Source organism: Streptosporangium sp. NPDC051022 (assembly GCF_040683035.1).
Lineage (GTDB): Bacteria > Actinomycetota > Actinomycetes > Streptosporangiales > Streptosporangiaceae > Streptosporangium.
Window position 1 is genome coordinate 45,426 of sequence record NZ_JBFBCF010000018.1, and the last position, 21,213, is coordinate 66,638.

Consider the following 21,213-nt stretch of genomic DNA (forward strand, 5'->3'; position numbering starts at 1 on the left):
GCCCGCCCGCGTCGCGCACGGGCCCGTTCACCCCTCCAGAGACCGGGCCCGTGCGGCACAGCGGCGCGGCGGCGCCTGTGGGGAAGTGCTGCCGCCGCGCCCGTTCATGGGAGACGCCGCCCGTACGGCACGCGCGTCTCACGCCGCTGAGGGATGTGCGGCACGACCGTTCCGAACTCGGAGGGGGCGTACGGCGGGTCCGATTCACGCCCCTCGCGCTCATGAGACCGGGAGAGGGCGTACGGCACGGTCGTCCCCCGCTCACGAGACTCGTAGGGGGCGTACGGCATGGTCGTCCCACTCCCACGTTCGCGGGACTCGTACGACGCGGCCCCACCATGCCCGTCGTCATGCCGGACGAGCATGGCCGTCTCCACCTCACGCATCCGCCGTTCCAGCTCGTCCGGGGCGGAGGTGGAGATGATCAGCGGTTCCGGGGCCGACCAGGCGGCGATGGCGTGGAAGCAGCGACTGCCCGCGCCGTACAGGACGGTCCATCCCGGCCAGGCGGCGTCCAGCCGTTCGGCCTCGGCACGGGCGCGGACGTCCCAGGAGCGGCGGGATACGGCGACGTGGGGACGGCCGTCGCGATGCCGCCCGGGAGGACGGGCAGGCCGCCGTCGCATCATCACATCCCCTCCCCGGCCACACGTGTTGTCGCCCCTATCGCGTCCCCCGCCCCAGCCACCCGCGCCGCCTCTCCCACGGCCACTCGCGTCGTCGTCTCCCCGGCGTCCTTCGCCACGATCTCCCGCGCCGCCGTCTCTCCCACGGCTTCCCGCGTCGTCGTCTCTCCGGTGCTCTTCGTTCCGACCATCTGCGCCGCCGTCTCTCTCACCGTCTCCGTTCCGGTCATCTGATCTGTGGCCTGTCCGGTGGCCTCCTCGGCGGCCTTCTCCTGGCGGTCGACCTCGGCTCTGAGGTCGTCGAGGGTGTCGGCGTCCACGGTGCGGAAGGGCGGATCGCCCCACAGGTTGTCGTTGGGGAAGGGGCGCTCACGACTGGCCCAGTAGCGTCCGGCGTCACTGCGGATGATCCGCCAGCCCGGGATGAGCGTGCCCGGGGCCGTGTTTCCAGGGTGTTCCACGGGTCAGACCTCCGTTGTCCGGTTGAGGGCCTGACCGTCGCCCATGACGACCGGCCGGACCCGCCTGATGAGATTCCTACGGCGACCGGCCGCCCCCGCCATGCCAGGTGACCTCGGCACCGGCACGGCGAGACGACCGCCCACTTTCGCTGTGTCAGGCGACCTCCACGACACCGGTACGGCGAAACGACCGCCCATCTCCGTCGTGCCCGTTGGCCTCCACAGCGCCGGTACGGCGAGCGGCGGCACCGGCCTGATCGGCGCCGATGAACGGCGCGCGGCCCGACGAACGTTCCCGGCCGCCCTTCTGGCCGGAAGGAACGTCCAGATCACGCCGCATGAGACGGGCGAGCCGTACGGGGAAGGCGATCGACGCGGGAGCCGGGCGGTTCTGGCGTCGTGGGGGCGGTGGACGGCAGGCCGTACGCCGTGTGACTTGGGGCGCCTCCCGTCGCCACGCCGGGGTGGTGCGTTCCCGGCCCGGGGTGCGGGGGTCCGGGGTACGGGAGATGGGAACTGGATCCGGTGCTGTCGCGGCTCGGGGACGGGAAGCGGGGCCGGTACGGCGGGCACGGTCACCGGAACCGGCTCGGGGGTGGGAGGCTCGGGCGCCTCGGGACGGCGCTGGGCGGGGACCAGCGGAACCACCTCATCGGGTGCCACGCTCCTGGGCGGTTCGTAGGCGGGCAGTGCCCGTCCCAACCCGAGCCGACGACGCGCTTCCAGGCGCTCGTCCATCAGCGCGTCGGACGGCGGTGCGTAGTCGTGGTCGGGGATGTGATCGGGCGCCTGGTCGGATGGGATCTGGTCGCAGTGGTGGGCGTAGGGCGGGTGACCGCATTCGGCACACCCCATGGGCATGGGCGGGGCGTGCCGGAAGCAGTCGCATCCGTCGTTCGTCGTCCACCGGTCGAGGACCGGAGCACTAGGGTTGGACATGGTCAGGAGGCCTTTCCTGATCAAGGGCCCCTCCAGTCGTTGCAGCGCTGGGCGGGCCCGACTTTTGTTGTCTCCGCACCAGGGTTCCCCATGGGGAACCTAGGTTCTCCCTGGGTATCGTTAGTTCGTCGCGGAGATCTACGGTCATCTCTGTGGCGATCGAATGGCGCGCTAACCAGCCGAGATGGGTTCAGATTGCGACCGTCATCAAACAGCGCATCGACCAAGGTCTTTACGCCGTTGATGAGCAGGTGCCGAGCGAACATCAGATCGTTCAGGAGTTCGGCGTCGCTCGCGGTACGGCTCGCAAAGTCTTGGTGCGCCTACGCGAAGAAGGAGTTGTCTACGCCGTTCGGGGGCTGGGTAACTTCGTGACAAACCAAGCTACAGATGATCAACGATGACGCTGGCACCGCTCACACCTCCACTTCGCCGTCACCTTCTGTGACAGGAGGAACACTCCACAGTGTTGCGTGCAAGTTACATGATCACAAGTAACTTGCGTAAGTTCTCTCCACACGCCTCAGCCGTGATCGGGCAGACTTGGCGGCATGGCTTCCACGAGTCCCACCGTGCGGCATCGCCGTCTTGGTCGTGAACTGCGGCGGCTTCGCGAGGGAGCGGGTCTCACTCTGGAAGAGGTGGCCACGCGACTCCGTTGGTCCACAGCCAAGCTGAGCCGCATTGAGAACGCCCGAACCATGCCCAGCGGTACGGACATTGCCAGTGCCTGTGATCTGTACGGCGTAGCCCTACCCGCCAAGGAAGCACTGATCCAGCTCTGTCGCGATGCCGGTCAACGCGGCTGGTGGACCGCCTACAGCGACGTGTTCGCAGGCGCCTATGTCGGACTGGAGTCGGAGGCGTCGGCTATCCGTACTTGGGAGCCACTGCTGATCCCAGGATTACTCCAGAGCGAGGACTACGCGCGCGAGATTATTCGCGCGGTGCGGCCAGAGTCGGCCGTCACCGAAATAGATCGGCGTGTCGATGCCCGGATGGCACGGAAGATCAACCTCCTGGGCGCGCATGCACCGAAGCTGCACGTCCTCATGGACGAATGCGCGCTGCGTCGCCCTGTCGGGCCGCCCGGAGCCATGGCTCGCCAACTCGGCGAGATTCTCCAGGTCGCGAGTTGGCCCAACATCACGATTCAGGTCATGCCACTTCAAGCTGGTGTGCACAGTGGCTTGGAGGGCGCCTTCTCGTTACTTTCATTCGAAGCCGAGGATCCAGTTGTGGGCTACATCGGATGCCCTGGCGGAGAGATTTACGTGGAGGCAATGGAGCAGGTCCACAACCTTAAGCTGTCGTTCGAACGCCTCGCCAGCGTCTGCCTGTCCCCCCAGGAGTCCGCGGCGCTCATTACCGCGGTAAGGAGTGACCATGATCTCTCATGACCTGTCTGGTGCCGAGTTCCGCAAGTCCAGTTACAGCGGTGGTGGCGACAACTGCGTAGAGGTGGCCACCAACCTGTCCGACATCGTCGCCGTCCGCGACAGCAAGGACCCCTCTGGCCCAACGCTGACCTTCTCTCCAGCAGCCTGGCGCGATTTCCTCCGAGGCGTCCGCAACGGGAACCTCTGATCCAGAGTCCTGTACGGCAGCATGCGTCGGGAGGAGTTTTGCAGCAAACCTCCAGAGGTTTCAGCACAACCAGAGGTCCACTGTAGAACACCCCCCGCGTAACCCCGTTGCCCCCCAACCTGCACCTTTACCGCGGGTTCCTCATCACTCCTGAGAGGGGTACAACGCCCTGACGCGATGGCAGGGCCACAGACACCCGAGTGAAAGCCTCATCCTTCAAAGAGGACTACAGCCGATCGGCGACGGCGTTGAGCGATCCTCACGTGATGAGCACAGTTGGCTATCCGCCGCTTGCCTCGATCATTGTGCATCCATATGGTCACGCTGAGAAATCAAACAAGGCAGGAAGATCACAATGGGTAAACACAAAGGCGGGAAAAGTCTCAAAGAGCGGCCGTTCACGCCACCTCCTCCCACTCCTGACCGGACTCAGCAGCCGAAAGGCGAGCACGTGGCGGACAGTGGCGGGAAGAAATAGAAGTAGTGGAGCCAGCCGCCGAGGGAATGCTGACACCGGTCCTCAGAGGTGGGACGAAGGTCCAGGAAGGACATGAGCGCGACCGGATCACCCGCGCCCGGACCGTGTACCGCGACGAACGTGGTTACTACTTCGATCCGGCCGCACGTCCCTGGGTCGCTCTGCGCCCTCCGATCGTGCACTGGGGACCGGCTCCTTACGACGTCGCGCACGCTCTCGGAGTCGAGCCCGGGGCGGAGGTCCTGATCCGAGACCGGGTGATGGGTGATCCTCAGAACCGTGAACCTGTTCAGCTCGCCACAAGCTACCTACCGGCGGATCTGGCCCGTGGCACCATCCTCGCCGAAACAGATACGGGACCGGGCGGCATCTACGACCGGCTGGAAGAGATGGGTCATGGTCCACTGCGATGGTCGGAAGTGGTTGTCGCGTCGGCACCCTCCGAGGCCGAGACGGAAGCTTTGAGTCTCGCACCAGGTGTCCCGTTGCTACGGCTCATACGGACCACCCACTCCGCCGACGGGCAGGTGCTGGAAGTCAACGACTGCCGGATGTCGGGTGAACGCTGGGAAATCGGCTACGAACTCCTCCGGAGCAGTGGCACGGAATCCGGCCGGTGACGGACGCGTATGAAACCTCATGCTGGCGTCCGAGTGGCTTGTGTACGCCTGTCTTCTCCCGAAGGATCTGGAGCACTCATCGTCGCCGTAAGGAGTGACCATGATCTCCCCCGACCTGTCTGGCGCCGAGTTCCGCAAGTCCAGCCTCAGTGGCGGTACGACGGACAACTGCGTGGAAGTGGCCACCAACCTGCCCGGTATCGTCGCCGTTCGCGACAGTAAGGACCCCTCCGGCCCGACACTGGCCTTCTCCTCGACGGTCTGGCGTGATTTCGTTCAGGGTGTTCGCAACGGCACCTTGTGATCCTCGTCTTGTCCGGAGATCCACACCGAGACAGCCTGCGGTGACCCCTGCGTCTTCCGCACACGAAGCGCGGTACCGCCGACTTTTGTCATGACCACGAGCACTCACCGGGTCGAGCACCGCTCATCAGCGCCGATCCGCTCCGTTCCACCGCTCGCCGTACCGGCGCCTCGTAGAACCACCAGCACGGTGAGAGGAAGCCGACTGCCAGCACAGTGAGAAGGAGCCGACCACGAGCACGACGGGCGGGAGTCGGCAACGCGAAGCGCGGTACCGCCGACTTTTGTCGTGACCACGAGCACTCACCGGGTCGAGCACCGCTCATCAGCGCCGATCCGCTCCGTTCCACCGCTCACCGTACCGGCGCCTCGTAGAACCATCAGCACGGTGAGAGGGAGCCGACCACGAGCACGACGAGCGGGGACTGAACACGCGGCGGGTTACGGCCAGTGCATCTCCGGGGTGCGTTCCACGAACTGTGCGTACGGCTCGAACGCCCGCTCAACCTCTGCCCGGTCGCTTCCGTGGAGCGGTACGAGCGGCTGAACGGCGATCCGTACCCGGTCCTTCACGAGGGTGCGTTTCCAGGTGGCCACGACCCGGCCGGCGCGCACCACGGTGGACTGGAAGACCCCGTTGCCACCGGGGACGATGGCCGCCTTGTGCTCGTCGGCGACCATGAGCGAGCGGTCCTTGTAACCCAGCAGGTATTCGTCGAACCCCGGTAGCACGAGCACCTCGTCGTCACCGGCCGGAGGAGGGGCGGTGTCGAGGAGCGCGGCGTCGAGGTATGTCTCCACCCCGTGGACGGTCACCTTGGCCAGCGCGTCGCCGGCCACGGCGATGCCGCGTTTGGCGTCGGCCATGGTCAGGCCGGTCCAGCCCGCGAAGTCGTGCCGGGTGGTCGGCCCGCGGCCTCGAAAGTAACGCAGAGCGGCGGTGCCCAGGGCCTCGTCGCGCTCTGGCCGGTGCGGGTCGGGAACCCACTCACCGAGCAGCACGAAGCTCTGCTCGTTGCCGATGTTGGGGGCGATGCACAGCAGGCCCCGCTGGCTGGCGTACCACAGGAGGTGGTAGCCGCGCTGGCCACCGGTGTCGATGCCCTTGTCGGCCAGCACGGCCAGGCACTCCGACCGGCTCAGCCGCCCGCCGCCGGCCAGGGCCGCACCCAGCACCTCCATGGCCTGAACGGCGGTCTCCTCCGAGAGGCCGAGTTGTTCGCGCCGCCTCGCAGCGCCGTTCAGCACCCGGACGCCCATCAATTCGACCATCCACCGGGCGTCGCGGGACGGGACGAAATGGATGGTGCCGCGCATCGGCCACGTGCGCAGCGCCTCACGCCGCTCCAGCGCGGCGGTGACGTCGGCGGCGGTGTATCCAGGCAGTCGCGCGCCGAACGACCACAGACCGCTGGCCAGGTCCTGCGCCTGCATCGCCCCGAGCCAGGTCACCACCTCGGCCACGCCCGTCGCCCGCCCGTCGCCGCCGGGCGACGCTCGTAGCAGCAGGCTGGACATCCGCAGGCCGAGCACCTGTTGGGGGGTGAGTTCCACTGATTACCGCCTCCTCGCGGCCACCGTAGCCTTCGCCACCGACAATCCCGCCGATGGATCGCCTGCCGGTGAGCCCGGGGGGCCGGAGTGGGCCGGGGATGTGAGGAGCCGAAGGCGTCGACAGGAGTGACGTCCCAGCAGGAGGCCCTGCCGCCCGGGGGGCAGGGCCGGGGAGGGTCAGGATCGAGGTCAGCCCTCGATCGTGACCGTGGCGTACTGGTACCTCGTGGCGCCGTTCTCGTCACCCGAGTGCTGGCGACCGGTCATGACCTGGTTGGTGCCCGCCCTCCACGAGTGGCCGCTCTCCTTGTAGTACCCGCTCCAGTCCGGGGAGCTGAAGTGGATCTGCTTGCCCTGCCAGAAGAACATGCCGGCGAGATACTTCGTGGCACCGTTCTCGTCGCCCGAGTGCCACCTGCCGACGAGGGCCTGGTCGGTCGGGGCGACGTAGAGCGATCTGCTCTCCTTCTGACCGGCGCTCCAGAGCCCGAGGACCACGTGCTGGACCAGCTGGTCGTTGATGGAGATAGAGCTGCAGTAGTACGTGGTGTAGCCGTTCTCGTCCCCGGAGTGCGACCGGCCGGTCAGCACCTCGTTGTTCGGGCACGTGAAGTAGACGCCGGCCGACTCCTTGACGGTCGAGGTGTGCTTGAGCTCGACCTTGACCGTCACCGCCGTGGCGGCGGCGGGCGCCGCGGACGCGGGGGCCGCGGTCAGGGTGGCCAGGGCGGCGGCCGCGATCGCGGCGGGTAGGGCCTTCTTGTACACGTTCATGTTCTCCGGCTTTCGTTCCGACGATGTTCGGTGCTGTGCCAAGAGCGCGTGTGTTGACGGCTCACGCCATCCCTGGGACACGGGGCTTGGAGAACATGTGGCCGGTGGTGCGCCGCTCCCGCCCTTCACGTCGTCCGCGGGCGCCGGGTGGGAGGCGCCGCGGAGGATGGCGATCACATGGTGACTTTCACAGCGCCGCCGGATCGTCCCTCTGCCGGGCGAGCGACGATCCGCCACGGGGGCTACCTCAGACCCCCTCCGTGGATGATCACATCGGCGGGGAGGACGCGGTGTTCCTGATCAGGCTGTAGGCGCGGGCGATACGGGATGGACCGCCGGGAGGCCGGGCGCGGAAATCGGTGACAGAAAGTCGATCTCCGGTTCGGCTGCGGGGCCCTTCCACGGCAGCCTCGCCCCCTCGCGCGAGGCTGAACGCGCACGGACCCCGTGTCGCCCGACGGTCACCTCTTCGGCGGAGACCCGCACCGGCCACGACCGGCCGGCGTGGGGGAGCTCCATCTCACATGAGACCGCGATGGAACACCTCTCCGCTACGGGTTACTCCCACCAAGCGGTTATGGCTGTCGCCGTACCGTCGTTGTCTACGGCGACAATTACCACGAGCCACCCACCGGGCATTCCAAGCCCGTATTTCCACCTGCCGGTGTCACGCTGGCAGAAGGCGTTTCTGGCGCCGTTCCTGATGGCGACGTCCAGTTCGAACTGACTGACGTCCCTCTCCCTCATTCGATCGATAACATGATCGCTGAGATAGTCGACATAGGTCGGGGCGGAGTGATTCCTGCAGTGGTACGGCTTGGGGAGGGGGCAGTCGATCTCCGGCCTGCACAGTGCCGCGCTGGTGTCCGCCACGGCAGCCGTGGCGGCCACGGGGACGGCAAGGCTCGACGCCATGGCGATGAGTGCTGCGACGACCAGGCTTGAGGCCATTCGTTCGCGGATCGATTTCTTCGTTGTCATGGCAGATCCCTTCGGTTTCGTACGGTCATCACTGAGGAACGGAAGAAACGGGATGTGCAAATCGGTGAGAATCGATGAGAGCCGATGGACGGACCCGGAGATCCGGAAATGGGCTCAGCCGTCCACCTGTCAGTGGGTCGCCGACTGCCCACCACTCTGACTCGATCTTGTCATCGACCTGTCATCACCATGTGATGATCACGTAACGGCTTCCAGGGCCAGGCGAACCGTCCCGGCAAACACCTTGCGTCTTGTGGCAGGCCACCAAGAGCGCCATCGCCGATCTCCGTATTCGGCCTCCCCGGAGGCCGACGGTCCGGCCGGCCACCCGGACCGTGACCGGGGGAACGCGTACGGTCCCGGGCGGCCGGCTACGCGCCGAGGCGTTCGATGGTAAAGGACGTCAGGAAGCCGACCGTGGCGATGAGCCCGGTGAACAGGTGGGCGCGTTCGAACGCCTCGGGGATCATCGTGTCGGCGACCATGGTGAGGATCGCCCCGGCGGCGACGGCGGTGATCACCGCGATGACGGCGGGTGAGGCGTCCCGCAGGATGAGATGCCCGCCGACGGCAGCCAGGCCGCTCACCAGCGCGATGCCGCCCCAGACCCCGAAGACGTACGGCGCGCCGCGCCCGGCCCGCTTCATGCCCGCGGCGCTGGACAGCCCCTCGGGGATGTTGGAGATGAAGACGGCCGCCAGCACCCCGAGCCCGATGCCGCGACCGTCCAGCAGCGACAGGCCGAGCACCACCGACTCGGGGACCCCGTCGAGCAGGGCCCCGACGGCGATGGCCGTGCCGCTTCCCTGGACGTCGCCCTCGGCGGGCTGCTGGTCGCCGGAGCGTTTGCGGTGCCGCGCGCCGTACCGGGCCAGCAGCACGTTGGCCGCGACGTAGGCTCCGGCGCCGGCGAAGAAGCCGATCGCCGTGGGGCCGAGTCCCCCGGAGCGTTCGGCCTCGTCAATGAGCTCGAAGGAGAGCGCCGAGATCAGCACGCCGGCGCCGAAGGCCATGATCGCGGCGATCACCTGGACCGGCACGCGCACCAGCCAGGCGATCCCCGCTCCCACGACGAGGGCGCCTCCGGCGACGAGCCCCCACATCCCCGCCTGCAGCCACTGGGGCACCGCCGTGTCTCCCTTCCCGCGACTCCGCGACTCCGCGACTCCGCGACCTCGCGACCTCGCGACCCCGCGACCCCGCGACCCCGCGACTCTGTGGCTCCCGAGACGACGGCCGCGGGCCCACATGTCCTGTCTGCATGTTCCGGAGGGTTTTGGTGGACTTTACGACTCCTCCACCGCAGTGACGCGGCCGGCGCCGGGAAGGTTGTCAGCCGCGCCCGCGACCGGAGCCCGCCCATGGACACGCCCGCGACCGGAGCCCGCCGTGGACGCGCCCCCGCGTCGCCCGGCGGGCTCCGGCGCGCCGGGCTCAGAGACCGTGTACGGCGGCGACGGTGAAGGGCGTCTGCGGGGTGCCCGGCCCCAGCGGGCCGCCCTTGTCGAACTGGGAGCGGACCACGTAGAGCGTCCCGTCCCGGCGGGCCAGCGTCGTCGGGAGCTGCAACGCCTCGTCGGTCACCCGCCGCTCCACCCGGGCAGCGGAGCCGTCCTCGGCGACCCGCCACCGGCTGATGGCGTTGGCGACGTTGTGGACCACCCAGAGTTTGCCGTCCTGCAGTTCCAGGCCGTCGGCGTGCAGCATGTCGCCGCCGCTCAGGGCGACCCTGCGGATCGCGCCCGAGGCGAGGTCGAGGCGGTAGAGGTCGCCGCCGGTCATGTCGGCGGTCAGCAGGTAGCGCCCGGACGGGTCGGCGACGATCCCGTTGAGGACGAACGCGTCGGAGGCGTGCGGATCGAGGACGTCGCCCAGGTCGAAGCGGGGGGTGAGCGTCCCCCGCTCGCCGGTCTCCCGCGCCCGCGCCAGTTCCCTGGGCGTGACGCGGTAGACCACGGCTCGGAGACTGTCGGTGAGGTAGGCGCTGCCGTCCGGGGCGACGGCGACGTCGTTGACGAAGGACGCGTCCTGCCCGGGGACGTCGAAACGCGCCAGCAGGCGGCGGCTGCGCGTGTCGTAGACGGACACCCCGCCGGTGGAGTCGGTCACCCACAGCCGTCCGGCCCGGTCCACCTTCAGACCGTTGGCGGTGTGGCGGCCGTCGGCCCCCGAGGGCAGGAACACCTGGGCCACCCGCCCGCCCGGCGTCATCTTGAAGACCGTGCCGTCGGCGTACGACCCGGCGTAGAGGTCCCCGGTGCGCGGGTCGGCGGCGACGCCCTCGGGGTAGACCGGTCGCCGGGCAGTTCGTACGCCGTGGAGATCCGCGCGTGCGTCCGGGAGAGGGACGCCGCGGCCGGGTCGGCGCCGGTGACCCGCGTGCCGGAGGCCGCAGAGCCGGAGGCGAGGGCCGGGGAGCCGGGAGCGAGGAAGAGCGCCGCGGCGAGGGCCGTGGCCACGACGGCGCGCGGACGGAGCGAACAAAGGGAAGACATGGTGCCTCTCTGCCGGCTGTTCACGATGGTTGATAGAGCCTTACCTTCAATTCGAGCACGAAGCATAATTAGAGCTCTAATCATCGTCAACCCCATATCTGCCTGGGTCGTTACCATGCACAGGTGACCTCGATGCCCATCTCCGAGCGCCTGGGCTCCCACCTCAAGCGCGCCGGGCAGGCGCTCAGCGCGGCCAAGAACACGGCACTGAAGCCGTCCTCGCTGACGGTCCCGCAGTACGCGGCGCTGCTCCACCTCTCCGGCAACCCCGGCATCTCGGCCGCCGCACTGGCCAGGGCATGCGCGGTCACCCCGCCCACGATGAACACCGTGCTCAAGAACCTCCAGGAGCACGGCCTGATCGAGCGCACCCCGCACGAGTGGCACAGGAACATCCTGGAGACCCGTCTCACCGAGAAGGGCGAACAGGTTCTCGCCGACGCCGACCCGCGCGCGGTGCACGTCGAACGCGGGCTCGCCGCGGAGTTCAGCCCCGAGGAGCGGGAGACGCTGGTCGCCCTGCTGGGGCGCTGCGTCGAGTTCCTGGAGTCATACCGGCCGGAAAAGCACTAAGAAGCCAGCTGGGAACCCCGTTACAGGGCACCCGGGAAGCCAGGTTTCCCTTTCCTCCAAGCCGACAATTCACACATTCCTCTGCATATAACAACAATTCGCGCATATCTATGCGGGTAATCCACCTTAAATGGCGTTGACCTAGGGTATTCCCCCACTTACGATCAAAATAAGTGCAAGTGAACATTCAACTACCCAGAGTGAAGATCACGAAGGCCCTCGCACAGCTTCTGATCGTCGGCGGCTCGGGTGGCTCCACGGCGGCGGCGCCGCCGGTTCGGGCAGGATTCACCGCCCGGCTCCTGGAACGCGACGACCTCCCTGACCGCCGTGTGCTCGCCCAGCCATGCCAGCCGCCCAGCCATCCAGGAGCATCCGTATGACCACTGTCTCCCGGCCCGTCGTCTTGGATCCCCGCGGAACCGACATCCCCAGCGAAGTGTCACGGCTGCGCGACCTCGGCGCCGTGGTCAAGGTGGAACTTCCCGGCGGCGTGCCCGCCTGGGCCATCACCCGCCACGACCTGCTCAAACAGGTCATCCTCGACCCCCGGGTCAGCAAGGACCCGCGCCGCCACTGGAACCTGTGGTCACAGATCGAAACCCGGCCCGAATGGGGCTGGCTGCACCTGTGGATCGGCATGCAGAACATGATCAACGCCAACGGCGACGAACACCGGCGGCTACGCGCCCTCGTCGCCCCCAGCTTCACCGCCCGCCGGACCAAGGCCATGCAGCCGATCATCCAGCGGATCGTCACCGAACTGCTCGACCACCTCGCCACCGTGCCCGCGGGCCAGACCATCGACCTGCGCACCCTCTACTCCCTCCCACTGCCCATGAGGGTGATCTGCGAGCTGTTCGGCGTCCCCGACTTCCTGCGCCCCGGAATCGCTCGGATCTCGGAGACCTTCATCGACACCTCGGCACCTTCCCGGGGTGCCGCCGACACCTTCGCCATGATCAACACCGTCTTTCCCGCCCTGGTCGCCTACAAGCGCGAGCACCCGGGCGACGACATGACCACGGATCTGATCAACACCCGTGACCGGGGCGAACGGCTGAACGACGACGAACTGCGCGACACCCTGCTGACGGTCATCGGTGCCGGGTACGAGACCACCGTCGACCTGCTCTGCAGCGCGGTCCACGCCCTGCTCACCCACCCCGACCAGCTGCACCTGGCCCGCACCGGGCGCGTCACCTGGGAGGCGGTGATCGAGGAGGTCCTGCGCTGGGCCCCTCCGGTCGCCTACCTCCCGATGCGGTACGCCATCGAACCCCTCGACGTCGACGGCGTGCGCATCCCCGCCGGGGACGCCATCATCGCCCCCTACCTCGCCGCCGGCCACGACCCCCGCCAGCACGGCCCGGACGCCGACCGGTTCGACGTGGACCGGGAACCGGCCGATCACATGGCCTTCGGCGCCGGAGCGCACCACTGCATCGGCGCCCCGCTGGGCCGCCTGGAGGCGCTCATCGCGCTGCCCGCGCTCTTCGACCGCTTCCCCGACATCCACCTCGCCACCGACACCGAGCAGCCGCGACGAATCCCCTCCATCATCATCTACGGCTGGAGCGAGCTGCCCGTCCGGCTGACCTGTGCCGCGGAAGGCTCCGGGGAACGCCTGCCCTGAAACCCGGCACCGTGGGGCGGGGCATCCCCGGCCGTAAAGTGACCGATCAGGACGCCGCCGTCTCGAACGGATTCCGCCCCCCCTGGCGACGGGGTGAAAAGCGGATGGCCCATTTCTCCTTATGTGGACAATCTCCCAGAAACAGTTTTGTCCCAGGCCATTTCCCCATTCACCATCCGAATATTTCCCGTTAACGACCCACTGTCCAGAGTGAAGATCACGAAGGACCCCGCACGGCCTCTGATCGTCGGCGGCTCGGGTGGCTCCACGGCGGCGGTGCCGCCGGTTCGGGCGGGATGCACCGCCCGGCTCCTGGAACGCGACCCTCTCCCGCGCCGCCACGCGCTTCCCTCGGCCACGCCGACCCTCTCGAACATCCAGGAGCATCCGTATGACCATCGCCCCTCAGCCCATCGCCCTGGACCCCTACGGCGCCGACATTCCCGGTGAGGTCTCCCGGCTGCGCGACCTCGGTACCGTGGTCAAGGTGGAACTTCCCGGCGGCGTGCCCGCCTGGGCCATCACCCGCCACGACCTGCTCAAACAGGTCATCCTCGACCCCCGGGTCAGCAAGGACCCGCGCCGCCACTGGAACCTGTGGTCACAGATCGAAACCCGGCCCGAATGGGGCTGGCTGCACCTGTGGATCGGCATGCAGAACATGATCAACGCCAACGGCGACGAACACCGGCGGCTACGCGCCCTCGTCGCCCCCAGCTTCACCGCCCGCCGGACCAAGGCCATGCAGCCGATCATCCAGCGGATCGTCACCGAACTGCTCGACCACCTCGCCACCGTGCCCGCGGGCCAGACCATCGACCTGCGCACCCTCTACGCCCACCCGCTGCCCCTGAAGGTGATCTGCGAGCTGTTCGGCGTCCCCGACTTCATGCGCCCCGGGGTCGCCGAGGTCGTGGGGGCGTTCCTCGACAGCTCCGCCACCCCCGAGAAGTCGGCCGACACCTTCGCCAAGATCAACACCGTCTTCCCCGCCCTGGTCGCCTACCGGCGCGAGCATCCAGGGGACGACATGACCACCGACCTGATCAACACCCGCGACCAGGACGACCGGCTGAACGACGACGAGTTGCGCGACACCCTGCTGACGGTTCTCGGCGCCGGGCACGAGACCACCGTCGACCTGCTCTGCAGCGCGGTCCACGCCCTGCTCACCCACCCCGACCAGCTACACCGGGTCCGCACCGGACAGATCGCCTGGGAGGCGGTGATCGAGGAGGTCCTGCGCTGGGCACCCCCGGTCGCCAACTTCCCGCTGCGGTACGCCACCGAACCCCTCGACGTCGACGGCGTGCGCATCCCCGCGGGGGACGCCATCCTCGCCACCTACTTCGCCGCCAGTCGTGATCCTCACCAGCACGGCCCGCTCGGCGACCGGTTCGACGTGGACCGGGAACCGGCCGATCACATGGCCTTCGGCACCGGAGCGCACCACTGCATCGGCGCCCCGCTGGGCCGCCTGGAGGCGCTCATCGCGCTGCCCGCGCTCTTCGACCGCTTCCCCGACCTCCAGCTCGCCGCCGACACCGAGCAACTGCGGCGGCTCCCCTCCCTCGTCCTCCACGGCTGGGACGAGCTTCCCGTCCGGCTGACTCCCCGGCCCCCGCAGCAGCAGGGCCGGTAGGGCTTGGTCAAGCGTGGTGGCGGCACCGCGCTTCGGAGGGCCTGGAGATCCCGCACGTGGGAGGCGAGATGGCCATGGTCGTCCCCGCATGGACGACCAGCACCGCATCCCAAGATCTCCAGGCCCCTTGAAACGGGTGCGGCGGCGTACCGCAGGCCGCCACCGCACCCCCGTGCGGCCCGGGTCCGGGGACGAAAGCCCGGACCGCACTTCTGGCACCTCCGAAGAGGTCGTCAAGTGGCCGTTACGGCATTGGCGATCTTGCGTAGTTCCCTCTCGATCACGGTTTTGCCGAACTTGACGGCATAGGCGGCATAGACGTCCTTGGTGACCTTGACGTCCTTTCCGAGCTTGGCGATGGAGTCGGCCCTGATGAGCTTGGTGGCGTATTCGGCGCTCAGCTCGACCTGGACCACGAGGCCGGGGCGCAGTGCCCAGATGATGGTCGGTGCAGTGCCGACCTCGTAGGTGACGACCGCCTCTCGCACTCCGGCGACCTTGAACCGCAGCGCTGTCTTCCTCTGGTAGACGAAGGCCCGGACGCTGTAGCGGTCGGACGGGAGGCCGCTCTCACGCCAGGAGACGATGCCGCTCATGCCAGGGTCCTCCCTGGTCATGGACCTCGCCCAGGTCAGGTCCTTCGGCAGGTAGCCGAACCTCACCCCGCCGAACTCGCGGCCGCCCTCCGGTTCCTCGGGCGTGGGCTCGGTTCTCTTCTCCTTGGTGTCCGGGGCCGGTGACGGATCCTCGGCGGGCAGGGTCGGTGACAGATCACTGCCGGCCATGGTCGGTGACGGAGCGGGCTTCGCGGCCAGGATCAGCGAGACCGTGCTGCCCGCGGGAACCAGTTGCCCGCCGTCCGGCACCTGCCTCGTCACCCAGCCGTGGCGCAGGCTCTTCAACACGACGACCCTGAGTCCCGCCGCCTCCAGGGCGGTCCTGGCCTTCTCCATGGTCAGGTCGATGACCGTGGGAACCTCCACCTTCCCGGACGTGTCCACCCGCACGGACATGTCCCCCTGCACGGACATGTCCCCCTGCGCGGACGTGTCTCCCTGTCCGGAGGCGGCCACCGAGCCGGTCTTGAGGTCGACCGCCAGGCCGGACCCCATATGCGTGCCGACGGGTACCACCACCGCCACGGTGGCGGTCACCAGCATGACTCCCGCCGTACGGACGCGCACCTTGCGGACGCGGTGGCGGCGACGGACCACCGCTCCCATCGAGAGGGGGGCGTGTATCCCCTCGACCTGCGCCCGCATCGCCTCGGCCAGCTCCTCCTCGACTCTCATCCCAGTACCCCTTCCAAGGTGCCCATGCGCTCGCGAATCCTGGCCAGCCCCCGTGCGGCCTGGCTCTTCACGGTTCCGACCGAGCAGCCCATCAGCATGGCGGTCTCGGCTTCCGAGAGGTCCTCCCAGTAGCGCAGCACCAGCACCGCGCGCATCCGCACGGGCAGCCTGCGCAGTTCCCCCAGCAGCGCGTCGCGCAACTCGAGGTCCGGAGAGTGGACCAAGGTGTCCGGCGGCCTGGCGAAGGTGATCTCCTCGATCACCCTGCGGCGGCGGTAGAGGTTGATCGCGACGTTCACCACGACCTTGCGGGCGTAGGACTCCGGGTTGTCGTGCCGGATCCGCCTCCAGTGCCGGTAGACCTTCTCCAGGGCGTTCTGCACCAGGTCCTCGGCATCCTGCCGGGAGGCGCCGCAGACCAGGACGGCGGTGTGCAGCAGCGCGGTGCTCCGCGCGGCCACGAACTCGTCGAAGGCTTTCTCGTCCTCATCCGTCACTCCCGGACCCCCTTCCACCCCTCTCAACAAACGAGCTCATCGAAAGGTTGAGAAGGACATGAGATTCGCCGGAATCCGAAATGAGGAGGTGATCGAGTCCCGCTAGCCGCGGGCGGCGTTGAGGTAGGCGAGGACCGCCAGGACCCGGCGGTTGTCGTCGTCCGACGGGGCCAGGTCGAGCTTGGTGAAGATGCCCGCGGTGTGCTTGCCGACCGCGCTCTCGCTGAGGAACAGCCGCTGCGAGATGGCCGCGTTGGAACGGCCCTCGGCCATCAGCTCCAGCACCTCCCGCTCGCGCGGGGTCAGCGCGCCGAGCGGCTCGTGCCTGGCGGTGCTGGCCAGGAGCTTGGCGATGACCTCCGGGTCCATCGCGGTGCCCCCGGCCGCGACCCGGCGGACCGCGTCGACGAACTGCTCGGCGTTGAACACCCGGTCCTTCAGCAGGTAGCCGATCGCTCCGGAGCCGTCGGCCAGCAGTTCCCGGGCGTAGAGCTGCTCGACGTGCTGGGACAGGACGAGAACCGGCAGGCCCGGAACGGCCCTGCGGGCGGCCAGCGCCGCCTGCAGGCCCTCGTCGGTGAAGGTGGGCGGGAGCCGTACGTCGACCACGGCCACGTCGGGCCGCTCGGTGGTCAGCGCGGCGAGCAGTTCGGGACCCGACTCGACCGCCGCGACGACCTCGAAGCCGTGGGCCTGGAGGAGGTGGACCAGGCCGTCCCTCAGCAGGTAGAGATCTTCGGCGATGACGACGCGTGGGCTGCTCATCCCTCCGACCCTAGAGGAGTCGGCACGGCCTGGACCAACGCGTGCTTGCGGGAGTGCACGGCGGGGATGATGAGGGCCATGCCGTACAGGGCGAGGCCCAGGAGGATGTTGAAGACGATCATCGGCCACTGCAGCGGCTCGGGCAGGTAGAGCGCGAGGAACCAACTGCGTGCCGGGGCGCCGATGATCTTCATGATCATGGTGACCAGGCCCTGGGGGAACAGCGGGAGCCAGCCGATACCCCAGCCGATCGCGATGAGGACGTTCTTCCATCGGGGCATGGAGGGCTTGTCGGGCTGGGCCACGGCCAGCGCGTACGGCAGGTCGATGGTGGCCGTGGTCGGGCCGCCCGGCGGGCTGCTGAGCGCGAGCACCCCGTCGAAGGCCCCCAGACGCCGCTCGATGCCGCGCAGGCCGCTGCCGCGCGAGGGGTCGGCGCCCCCGGAGCCGTCGTCGGTGACGGTGACGCGCAGCGTACGGCCTCGGCCGCTGATGTCGATCCACGCCCGGTCCGCGCCCCCGTGCCGGGCGGCGTTGGTGAGCAGCTCGCTGATCGAGAAGTAGGCGGCCGACTCGACGGGGGCATCGGGACGCGACTTCAGGTCGACGGTGACCGTGACCTTCAGCGGGCTGTCCAGCGCCAGTGCCCGTACGGCGTCGGCGAGGCCGCGCTCGGCCAGGACCGGCGGATGGATGCCCCTGACGAGGTCGCGCAGCTCGGTGAGCGCCATGGAGGACGCCTCCCGCGACTTGGCCAGCAGTGCCTTGGCCGCCGCCGGATCCTTCTCCAGCAGTTCCTCGACCGCGCCGAGTGTCATGCCGATGGCGACGAGCCTGGCCTGGGCGCCGTCGTGCAGGTCGCGCTCGATCCGGCGCAGCTCGGACGCCTGGGAGTCGGCCGTCTCCGCCCTGGCCTGGGCCAGCCGCTGGAGCCGCGCCGCCAGCACGGACTTGGCGGTCGGCGCCAGCAGCAGGCGGTTCCACCACGCGTAGCCGCGCAGCAGCCACGGCGTGCAGGCCACCCCGGCGACGGCCGTCGCCACCCCCAGGGGCGTGGTCAGCGGGCCCCAGCGCCACGGCATGGCCAGGCCGTAGGAGACGGCGCCGAGGGGCAGCAGCGCCAAGGCTCCGCCGACCAGCGGGTTGAGCAGGAGCCAGAGCGCGTCCCGCCAGGTGGCGGGGTCGGACAGCATCCACTTCCAGCGGTTGTTCCAGTCGGGCCACCACGGCGACTTGTAGAGCTGGCGCTCGTGGCGGTACCAGCCGTCGGCCTGCGGCCTGGGCGGGAGAGGCTTCGGCAGGTAGGAGGGCTCGACCCGGGTGCCGAGCCATTCGCCGGTCAGCCTTCTGGCCAGCATGGTGCGACGGCGGACCAGCTTGGTGGCCGGCATGAAGAGGAAGATCATCCCGAGGCAGAACGACAACAGGGTCGCCAGCAGGGCCAGGAGGACCAGGGCCGTGTCCAGGAGGGCGAACGATCCCAGCGCGAAAGCCCGGCCCGTCGCAACCGCGTAGCGTTTCATGTGTCGAGTTTCGGCCATGATGCCGCCTTCCGCCCAGTGACGCCAGGCGCCGTTCAACGGTGGAGGTAGCTCCACCCCCACCGGGTGTCCAGGCGGCTTCTGCGCGGCCGCCGGGATTTCTAGCGTCGTCGGTATGAAAGTCATCGAGGTTGGCAACCTCCGCAAGCAGTACCGGGACCGGCTCGCGGTCGACGACGTGTCGTTCTCCGTCGAGGAGGGCGAGGTCTTCGGCGTGCTCGGTCCCAACGGCGCGGGTAAGACGACCACGGTCGAGTGCGTCGCCGGTCTGCGCACCCCCGACTCCGGCACCGTGAAGGTGCTGGGCGGGCTGAGCGGCACCGAGCTCAGGGAACGGCTCGGCGTCCAGCTGCAGACCTCCGCCCTGCCCGCGAAGATCAAGGTGTGGGAGGCGCTCGACCTCTACGCCTCCTTCTACCGGCTGCCCGCGAACTGGATCACGCTGATGGAGCGGGTGGGACTCGCCGACAAGCGCGACACCCCGTACGGCAAGCTCTCCGGTGGCCAGAAGCAGCGGCTGTCCATCGCGCTGGCACTGGTCGGCAACCCCCGCGTGGCGATCCTGGACGAGCTGACCACCGGCCTCGACCCGCAGGCGCGCCGGGACACCTGGGATCTCATCGAGCAGGTACGCGACGACGGGGTGACGGTCCTGCTGGTCACCCACTTCATGGAGGAGGCCGAGCGGCTCTGCGACCGGCTGGCGCTGATCGACTCCGGCAGGGTCGTCGCCGTCGACAGCCCGTCCGGGCTGATCTCGCGGGTGGACGGCTCGCAGCGCGTCAGGTTCCGGATCTCCCGCTCCTCCAGGTCCTCCGGATCCGCCGGTTCTTTTGACGACGGGGTGCTCACCGCCCTGCCCGAGGTGGGCGAGGTACGGCGTGACGGCGACCGGATCGAGGTCGTCGGCACCGGCGACCTGCTCCTGGCGATCACGACCGCCCTGGCCGCTGCCGGGGTCGTCCCCACCGAACTCCGGGTGGAGCAGGCCACCCTCGACGACGCGTTCCTGGCACTCACCGGAAAGACGATCTCCGCATGAACAAGATGATCCTGACCGAGGCGAAACTCTTCCTCCGTGAGCCGAGCGGCCCGATCTTCGCGATCCTGCTTCCGCTGGCGTTGCTGCTGGGACTGGGCAGCATCCCCGGCTTCCAGGAGGCCAGCCCCGAGCTGGGCGGGCAGCGGCCGATCGACACCCAGCTGCCGGGCATGATGGTGATCCTGTCGGTGGTGACGATGGCGCTGACGGCACTGCCCGCCGTGCTGGTGACCTACCGGGAGAGCGGCGTGCTGCGCCGGATGTCCACCACCCCGGTCGGTCCGGGCCGGCTGCTGGTCGCCCAGGTGGTCAACAACGTCGCGGTCGCGGTCCTGGCGACCGTGTTGCTGGTCGGGCTGGGCAACCTGGTCCTGGGCGTGGCGGTGCCCAGGAACCTCCTGGCGTTCGCGGGCGTGTTCCTGCTCGGCTCCGCCTCGATGTTCGGCCTGGGGCTGCTGATCGCCGCCGTGGCCCCGAGCGCCAAGTCGGCGCCCGGCATCGGGTCGCTGCTGATGTTCCCCCTGCTGTTCGTGGGGGGCATGTGGATTCCCCGGGAGCTTCTTCCCGACCTGGTGCGGCGGATCGGCGACTTCCTGCCGCTGGCGCCGTTCGCCCAGGCGCTCCGCGACACGTGGGCCGGGCAGGCGCCGCAGCCGCTGCACCTGGCGGTGATGGCGGCCACGCTGCTGGTCACCGGCGTGCTGGCGGCGCGGTTCTTCCGCTGGGAGTAGCCCCTTGGGGGAAAACGGTACGGCCCGCCTCCGGGGGCGCGGGCCGTACCTTATTTGACCGATTGTTCCAGATTGTTCTACGGTTCCCCCATGGCGAGAACGAAGGAGTTCGACCCGGACGCCGCCCTGCAGGCCGCCCTGGAGTTGTTCTGGGAGCGCGGCTACGAGGCGACCTCCATGAGCGACCTGGTGGAGCACCTGGGGGTCGGCAGGGCGAGCCTGTACGCCACCTTCGGGAGCAAGCACGACCTCTACGTCAAGGCGCTGCGGCGTTACGGGGAGAACAGGGATCCCTCGCCGGTCGAGATGCTGTCGCAGCCGGGGCCGGCGCTGCCCGCCGTACGGGGGCTGGTCGAGTTCTACACCGAGGATGCCATCCGTGACCGGCGGCGACGCGGCTGCATGATCGTGAACGCGGCGGGCGAGATGCTGCCCGGCGACGAGAAGGTCGCCGGGATCGTCGACGCCAACTGGACCGCGCTGGAGACCGCGCTGACCTCGGCGCTCATCCGAGCGCGGGCCCAGGGCGAGCTGGCCGCCGACCGGGATCCCCGGGCGCTGGCGAGGTTCCTGCTGGTCTTCCTGCAGGGGCTCCGGCTGACCTCGAAGGGGACGCCCGACGCGGCGCGTCTGCGGGACGCCGCCGCCCAGGCGCTCACCGTTCTCGATCGATGAT

Annotated in this window: 22 protein-coding genes; 11 read left to right on the forward strand and 11 right to left on the reverse strand. The window is 68.8% G+C overall.

Going from position 1 to position 21,213, the window contains the following annotated elements; all coding sequences use genetic code 11:
• Window positions 1–104: 104 nt before the first annotated feature.
• Together AB0N02_RS26760 and AB0N02_RS26765 are read right to left on the reverse strand one after the other, a co-directional pair.
• Window positions 105–632: a hypothetical protein gene (locus AB0N02_RS26760; protein ID WP_363951800.1), complete on the reverse strand. Its 528-nt coding sequence runs from the start codon at window positions 630–632 to the stop codon at window positions 105–107.
• Window positions 629–946 (reverse strand): hypothetical protein, encoded by a 318-nt coding sequence (locus AB0N02_RS26765; protein ID WP_363951802.1) that lies wholly within the window; start codon window positions 944–946, stop codon window positions 629–631. Before AB0N02_RS26765 ends, AB0N02_RS26760 begins: the two co-directional genes overlap by 4 nt.
• A gap of 1,232 nt (window positions 947–2,178) precedes the next feature.
• Between AB0N02_RS26765 and AB0N02_RS26770 the strand changes: the two genes are divergently transcribed.
• The 5 genes from AB0N02_RS26770 to AB0N02_RS26790 all read left to right on the forward strand — a co-directional run bounded on the left by AB0N02_RS26770 (window position 2,179) and on the right by AB0N02_RS26790 (window position 5,015).
• Complete coding sequence (locus AB0N02_RS26770) at window positions 2,179–2,430, forward strand: GntR family transcriptional regulator (protein WP_363951804.1); 252 nt, start codon at window positions 2,179–2,181, stop codon at window positions 2,428–2,430.
• Window positions 2,431–2,577: 147 nt separating this feature from the next.
• The gene (locus tag AB0N02_RS26775) at window positions 2,578–3,426 is read left to right on the forward strand and encodes a helix-turn-helix transcriptional regulator (protein ID WP_363951806.1); all 849 of its coding nucleotides are present in this window, start codon (window positions 2,578–2,580) and stop codon (window positions 3,424–3,426) included.
• The gene (locus AB0N02_RS26780; protein WP_363951809.1) at window positions 3,413–3,613 is read left to right on the forward strand and encodes a DUF397 domain-containing protein; all 201 of its coding nucleotides are present in this window, start codon (window positions 3,413–3,415) and stop codon (window positions 3,611–3,613) included. The genes AB0N02_RS26775 and AB0N02_RS26780 overlap by 14 nt, the downstream gene beginning before the upstream one ends.
• Window positions 3,614–4,096: 483 nt before the next feature.
• The gene (locus AB0N02_RS26785; RefSeq protein ID WP_363951812.1) at window positions 4,097–4,711 is read left to right on the forward strand and encodes a UTRA domain-containing protein; all 615 of its coding nucleotides are present in this window, start codon (window positions 4,097–4,099) and stop codon (window positions 4,709–4,711) included.
• 100 nt (window positions 4,712–4,811) lie between these two features.
• Window positions 4,812–5,015, forward strand: a complete 204-nt coding sequence (locus AB0N02_RS26790) for a DUF397 domain-containing protein (RefSeq protein WP_363951814.1) — start codon at window positions 4,812–4,814, stop codon at window positions 5,013–5,015.
• A gap of 440 nt (window positions 5,016–5,455) precedes the next feature.
• Here the strand turns inward: AB0N02_RS26790 and AB0N02_RS26795 are convergent, their stop codons facing one another.
• The 5 genes from AB0N02_RS26795 to AB0N02_RS26815 form a co-directional block, all read right to left on the reverse strand.
• Window positions 5,456–6,568, reverse strand: coding sequence for a winged helix DNA-binding domain-containing protein (locus AB0N02_RS26795; protein WP_363951816.1), 1,113 nt, complete (start codon window positions 6,566–6,568; stop codon window positions 5,456–5,458).
• 189 nt (window positions 6,569–6,757) lie between these two features.
• Window positions 6,758–7,342 carry a hypothetical protein gene (locus AB0N02_RS26800; protein ID WP_363951819.1) on the reverse strand — a complete coding sequence of 195 codons (585 nt, stop codon included), beginning with the start codon at window positions 7,340–7,342 and terminating at the stop codon, window positions 6,758–6,760.
• A 558-nt stretch (window positions 7,343–7,900) separates the two neighbouring features.
• On the reverse strand, window positions 7,901–8,323 hold the full coding sequence (locus AB0N02_RS26805; protein WP_363951821.1) for a DUF4258 domain-containing protein: 423 nt from the start codon (window positions 8,321–8,323) through the stop codon (window positions 7,901–7,903).
• 371 nt (window positions 8,324–8,694) lie between these two features.
• The gene (locus AB0N02_RS26810) at window positions 8,695–9,450 is read right to left on the reverse strand and encodes a ZIP family zinc transporter (RefSeq protein WP_363951824.1); all 756 of its coding nucleotides are present in this window, start codon (window positions 9,448–9,450) and stop codon (window positions 8,695–8,697) included.
• Between the two features lie 307 nt (window positions 9,451–9,757).
• Window positions 9,758–10,807 (reverse strand): SMP-30/gluconolactonase/LRE family protein, encoded by a 1,050-nt coding sequence (locus AB0N02_RS26815; RefSeq protein ID WP_363951827.1) that lies wholly within the window; start codon window positions 10,805–10,807, stop codon window positions 9,758–9,760.
• A gap of 143 nt (window positions 10,808–10,950) precedes the next feature.
• Between AB0N02_RS26815 and AB0N02_RS26820 the strand changes: the two genes are divergently transcribed.
• From AB0N02_RS26820 to AB0N02_RS26830, 3 genes are all read left to right on the forward strand, one after another.
• On the forward strand, window positions 10,951–11,391 hold the full coding sequence (locus tag AB0N02_RS26820) for a MarR family transcriptional regulator (RefSeq protein WP_363952164.1): 441 nt from the start codon (window positions 10,951–10,953) through the stop codon (window positions 11,389–11,391).
• Window positions 11,392–11,770: 379 nt separating this feature from the next.
• Complete coding sequence (locus tag AB0N02_RS26825) at window positions 11,771–13,027, forward strand: cytochrome P450 (protein WP_363951830.1); 1,257 nt, start codon at window positions 11,771–11,773, stop codon at window positions 13,025–13,027.
• 391 nt (window positions 13,028–13,418) lie between these two features.
• Complete coding sequence (locus tag AB0N02_RS26830; protein WP_363951832.1) at window positions 13,419–14,669, forward strand: cytochrome P450; 1,251 nt, start codon at window positions 13,419–13,421, stop codon at window positions 14,667–14,669.
• 233 nt (window positions 14,670–14,902) lie between these two features.
• Here the strand turns inward: AB0N02_RS26830 and AB0N02_RS26835 are convergent, their stop codons facing one another.
• From AB0N02_RS26835 to AB0N02_RS26850, 4 genes are all read right to left on the reverse strand, one after another.
• Window positions 14,903–15,961 carry a PASTA domain-containing protein gene (locus AB0N02_RS26835; RefSeq protein ID WP_363951834.1) on the reverse strand — a complete coding sequence of 353 codons (1,059 nt, stop codon included), beginning with the start codon at window positions 15,959–15,961 and terminating at the stop codon, window positions 14,903–14,905.
• Window positions 15,958–16,458: a SigE family RNA polymerase sigma factor gene (locus AB0N02_RS26840; RefSeq protein ID WP_363951836.1), complete on the reverse strand. Its 501-nt coding sequence runs from the start codon at window positions 16,456–16,458 to the stop codon at window positions 15,958–15,960. Before AB0N02_RS26840 ends, AB0N02_RS26835 begins: the two co-directional genes overlap by 4 nt.
• Window positions 16,459–16,560: 102 nt before the next feature.
• A complete protein-coding gene (locus tag AB0N02_RS26845; protein ID WP_363951838.1) occupies window positions 16,561–17,223 on the reverse strand; it encodes a response regulator transcription factor in 663 nt (220 codons plus the stop codon).
• Window positions 17,220–18,746: a histidine kinase gene (locus tag AB0N02_RS26850; protein WP_363951840.1), complete on the reverse strand. Its 1,527-nt coding sequence runs from the start codon at window positions 18,744–18,746 to the stop codon at window positions 17,220–17,222. Before AB0N02_RS26850 ends, AB0N02_RS26845 begins: the two co-directional genes overlap by 4 nt.
• Before the next feature lie 133 nt (window positions 18,747–18,879).
• Between AB0N02_RS26850 and AB0N02_RS26855 the strand changes: the two genes are divergently transcribed.
• From AB0N02_RS26855 to AB0N02_RS26865, 3 genes are all read left to right on the forward strand, one after another.
• The gene (locus tag AB0N02_RS26855) at window positions 18,880–19,806 is read left to right on the forward strand and encodes an ABC transporter ATP-binding protein (RefSeq protein ID WP_363951842.1); all 927 of its coding nucleotides are present in this window, start codon (window positions 18,880–18,882) and stop codon (window positions 19,804–19,806) included.
• Window positions 19,803–20,537: an ABC transporter permease gene (locus tag AB0N02_RS26860; protein WP_363951844.1), complete on the forward strand. Its 735-nt coding sequence runs from the start codon at window positions 19,803–19,805 to the stop codon at window positions 20,535–20,537. Before AB0N02_RS26855 ends, AB0N02_RS26860 begins: the two co-directional genes overlap by 4 nt.
• Before the next feature lie 90 nt (window positions 20,538–20,627).
• A complete protein-coding gene (locus AB0N02_RS26865) occupies window positions 20,628–21,212 on the forward strand; it encodes a TetR family transcriptional regulator (protein WP_363951846.1) in 585 nt (194 codons plus the stop codon).
• Window position 21,213 lies beyond the last annotated feature (1 nt).

Excerpts from the sequence above, each read along its gene's own strand:
- AB0N02_RS26775 (WP_363951806.1), top strand. The coding sequence starts at position 2,578 with ATGGCTTCCACGAGTCCCACCGTGCGGCATCGCCGTCTTGGTCGTGAA.
- AB0N02_RS26780 (WP_363951809.1), top strand. The coding sequence starts at position 3,413 with ATGATCTCTCATGACCTGTCTGGTGCCGAGTTCCGCAAGTCCAGTTAC.
- AB0N02_RS26790 (WP_363951814.1), top strand. The coding sequence starts at position 4,812 with ATGATCTCCCCCGACCTGTCTGGCGCCGAGTTCCGCAAGTCCAGCCTC.
- AB0N02_RS26800 (WP_363951819.1), bottom strand. The coding sequence starts at position 7,342 with ATGAACGTGTACAAGAAGGCCCTACCCGCCGCGATCGCGGCCGCCGCC.
- AB0N02_RS26805 (WP_363951821.1), bottom strand. The coding sequence starts at position 8,323 with ATGACAACGAAGAAATCGATCCGCGAACGAATGGCCTCAAGCCTGGTC.
- AB0N02_RS26820 (WP_363952164.1), top strand. The coding sequence starts at position 10,951 with ATGCCCATCTCCGAGCGCCTGGGCTCCCACCTCAAGCGCGCCGGGCAG.
- AB0N02_RS26825 (WP_363951830.1), top strand. The coding sequence starts at position 11,771 with ATGACCACTGTCTCCCGGCCCGTCGTCTTGGATCCCCGCGGAACCGAC.
- AB0N02_RS26830 (WP_363951832.1), top strand. The coding sequence starts at position 13,419 with ATGACCATCGCCCCTCAGCCCATCGCCCTGGACCCCTACGGCGCCGAC.
- AB0N02_RS26835 (WP_363951834.1), bottom strand. The coding sequence starts at position 15,961 with ATGAGAGTCGAGGAGGAGCTGGCCGAGGCGATGCGGGCGCAGGTCGAG.
- AB0N02_RS26845 (WP_363951838.1), bottom strand. The coding sequence starts at position 17,223 with ATGAGCAGCCCACGCGTCGTCATCGCCGAAGATCTCTACCTGCTGAGG.
- AB0N02_RS26850 (WP_363951840.1), bottom strand. The coding sequence starts at position 18,746 with ATGAAACGCTACGCGGTTGCGACGGGCCGGGCTTTCGCGCTGGGATCG.
- AB0N02_RS26855 (WP_363951842.1), top strand. The coding sequence starts at position 18,880 with ATGAAAGTCATCGAGGTTGGCAACCTCCGCAAGCAGTACCGGGACCGG.
- AB0N02_RS26860 (WP_363951844.1), top strand. The coding sequence starts at position 19,803 with ATGAACAAGATGATCCTGACCGAGGCGAAACTCTTCCTCCGTGAGCCG.
- AB0N02_RS26865 (WP_363951846.1), top strand. The coding sequence starts at position 20,628 with ATGGCGAGAACGAAGGAGTTCGACCCGGACGCCGCCCTGCAGGCCGCC.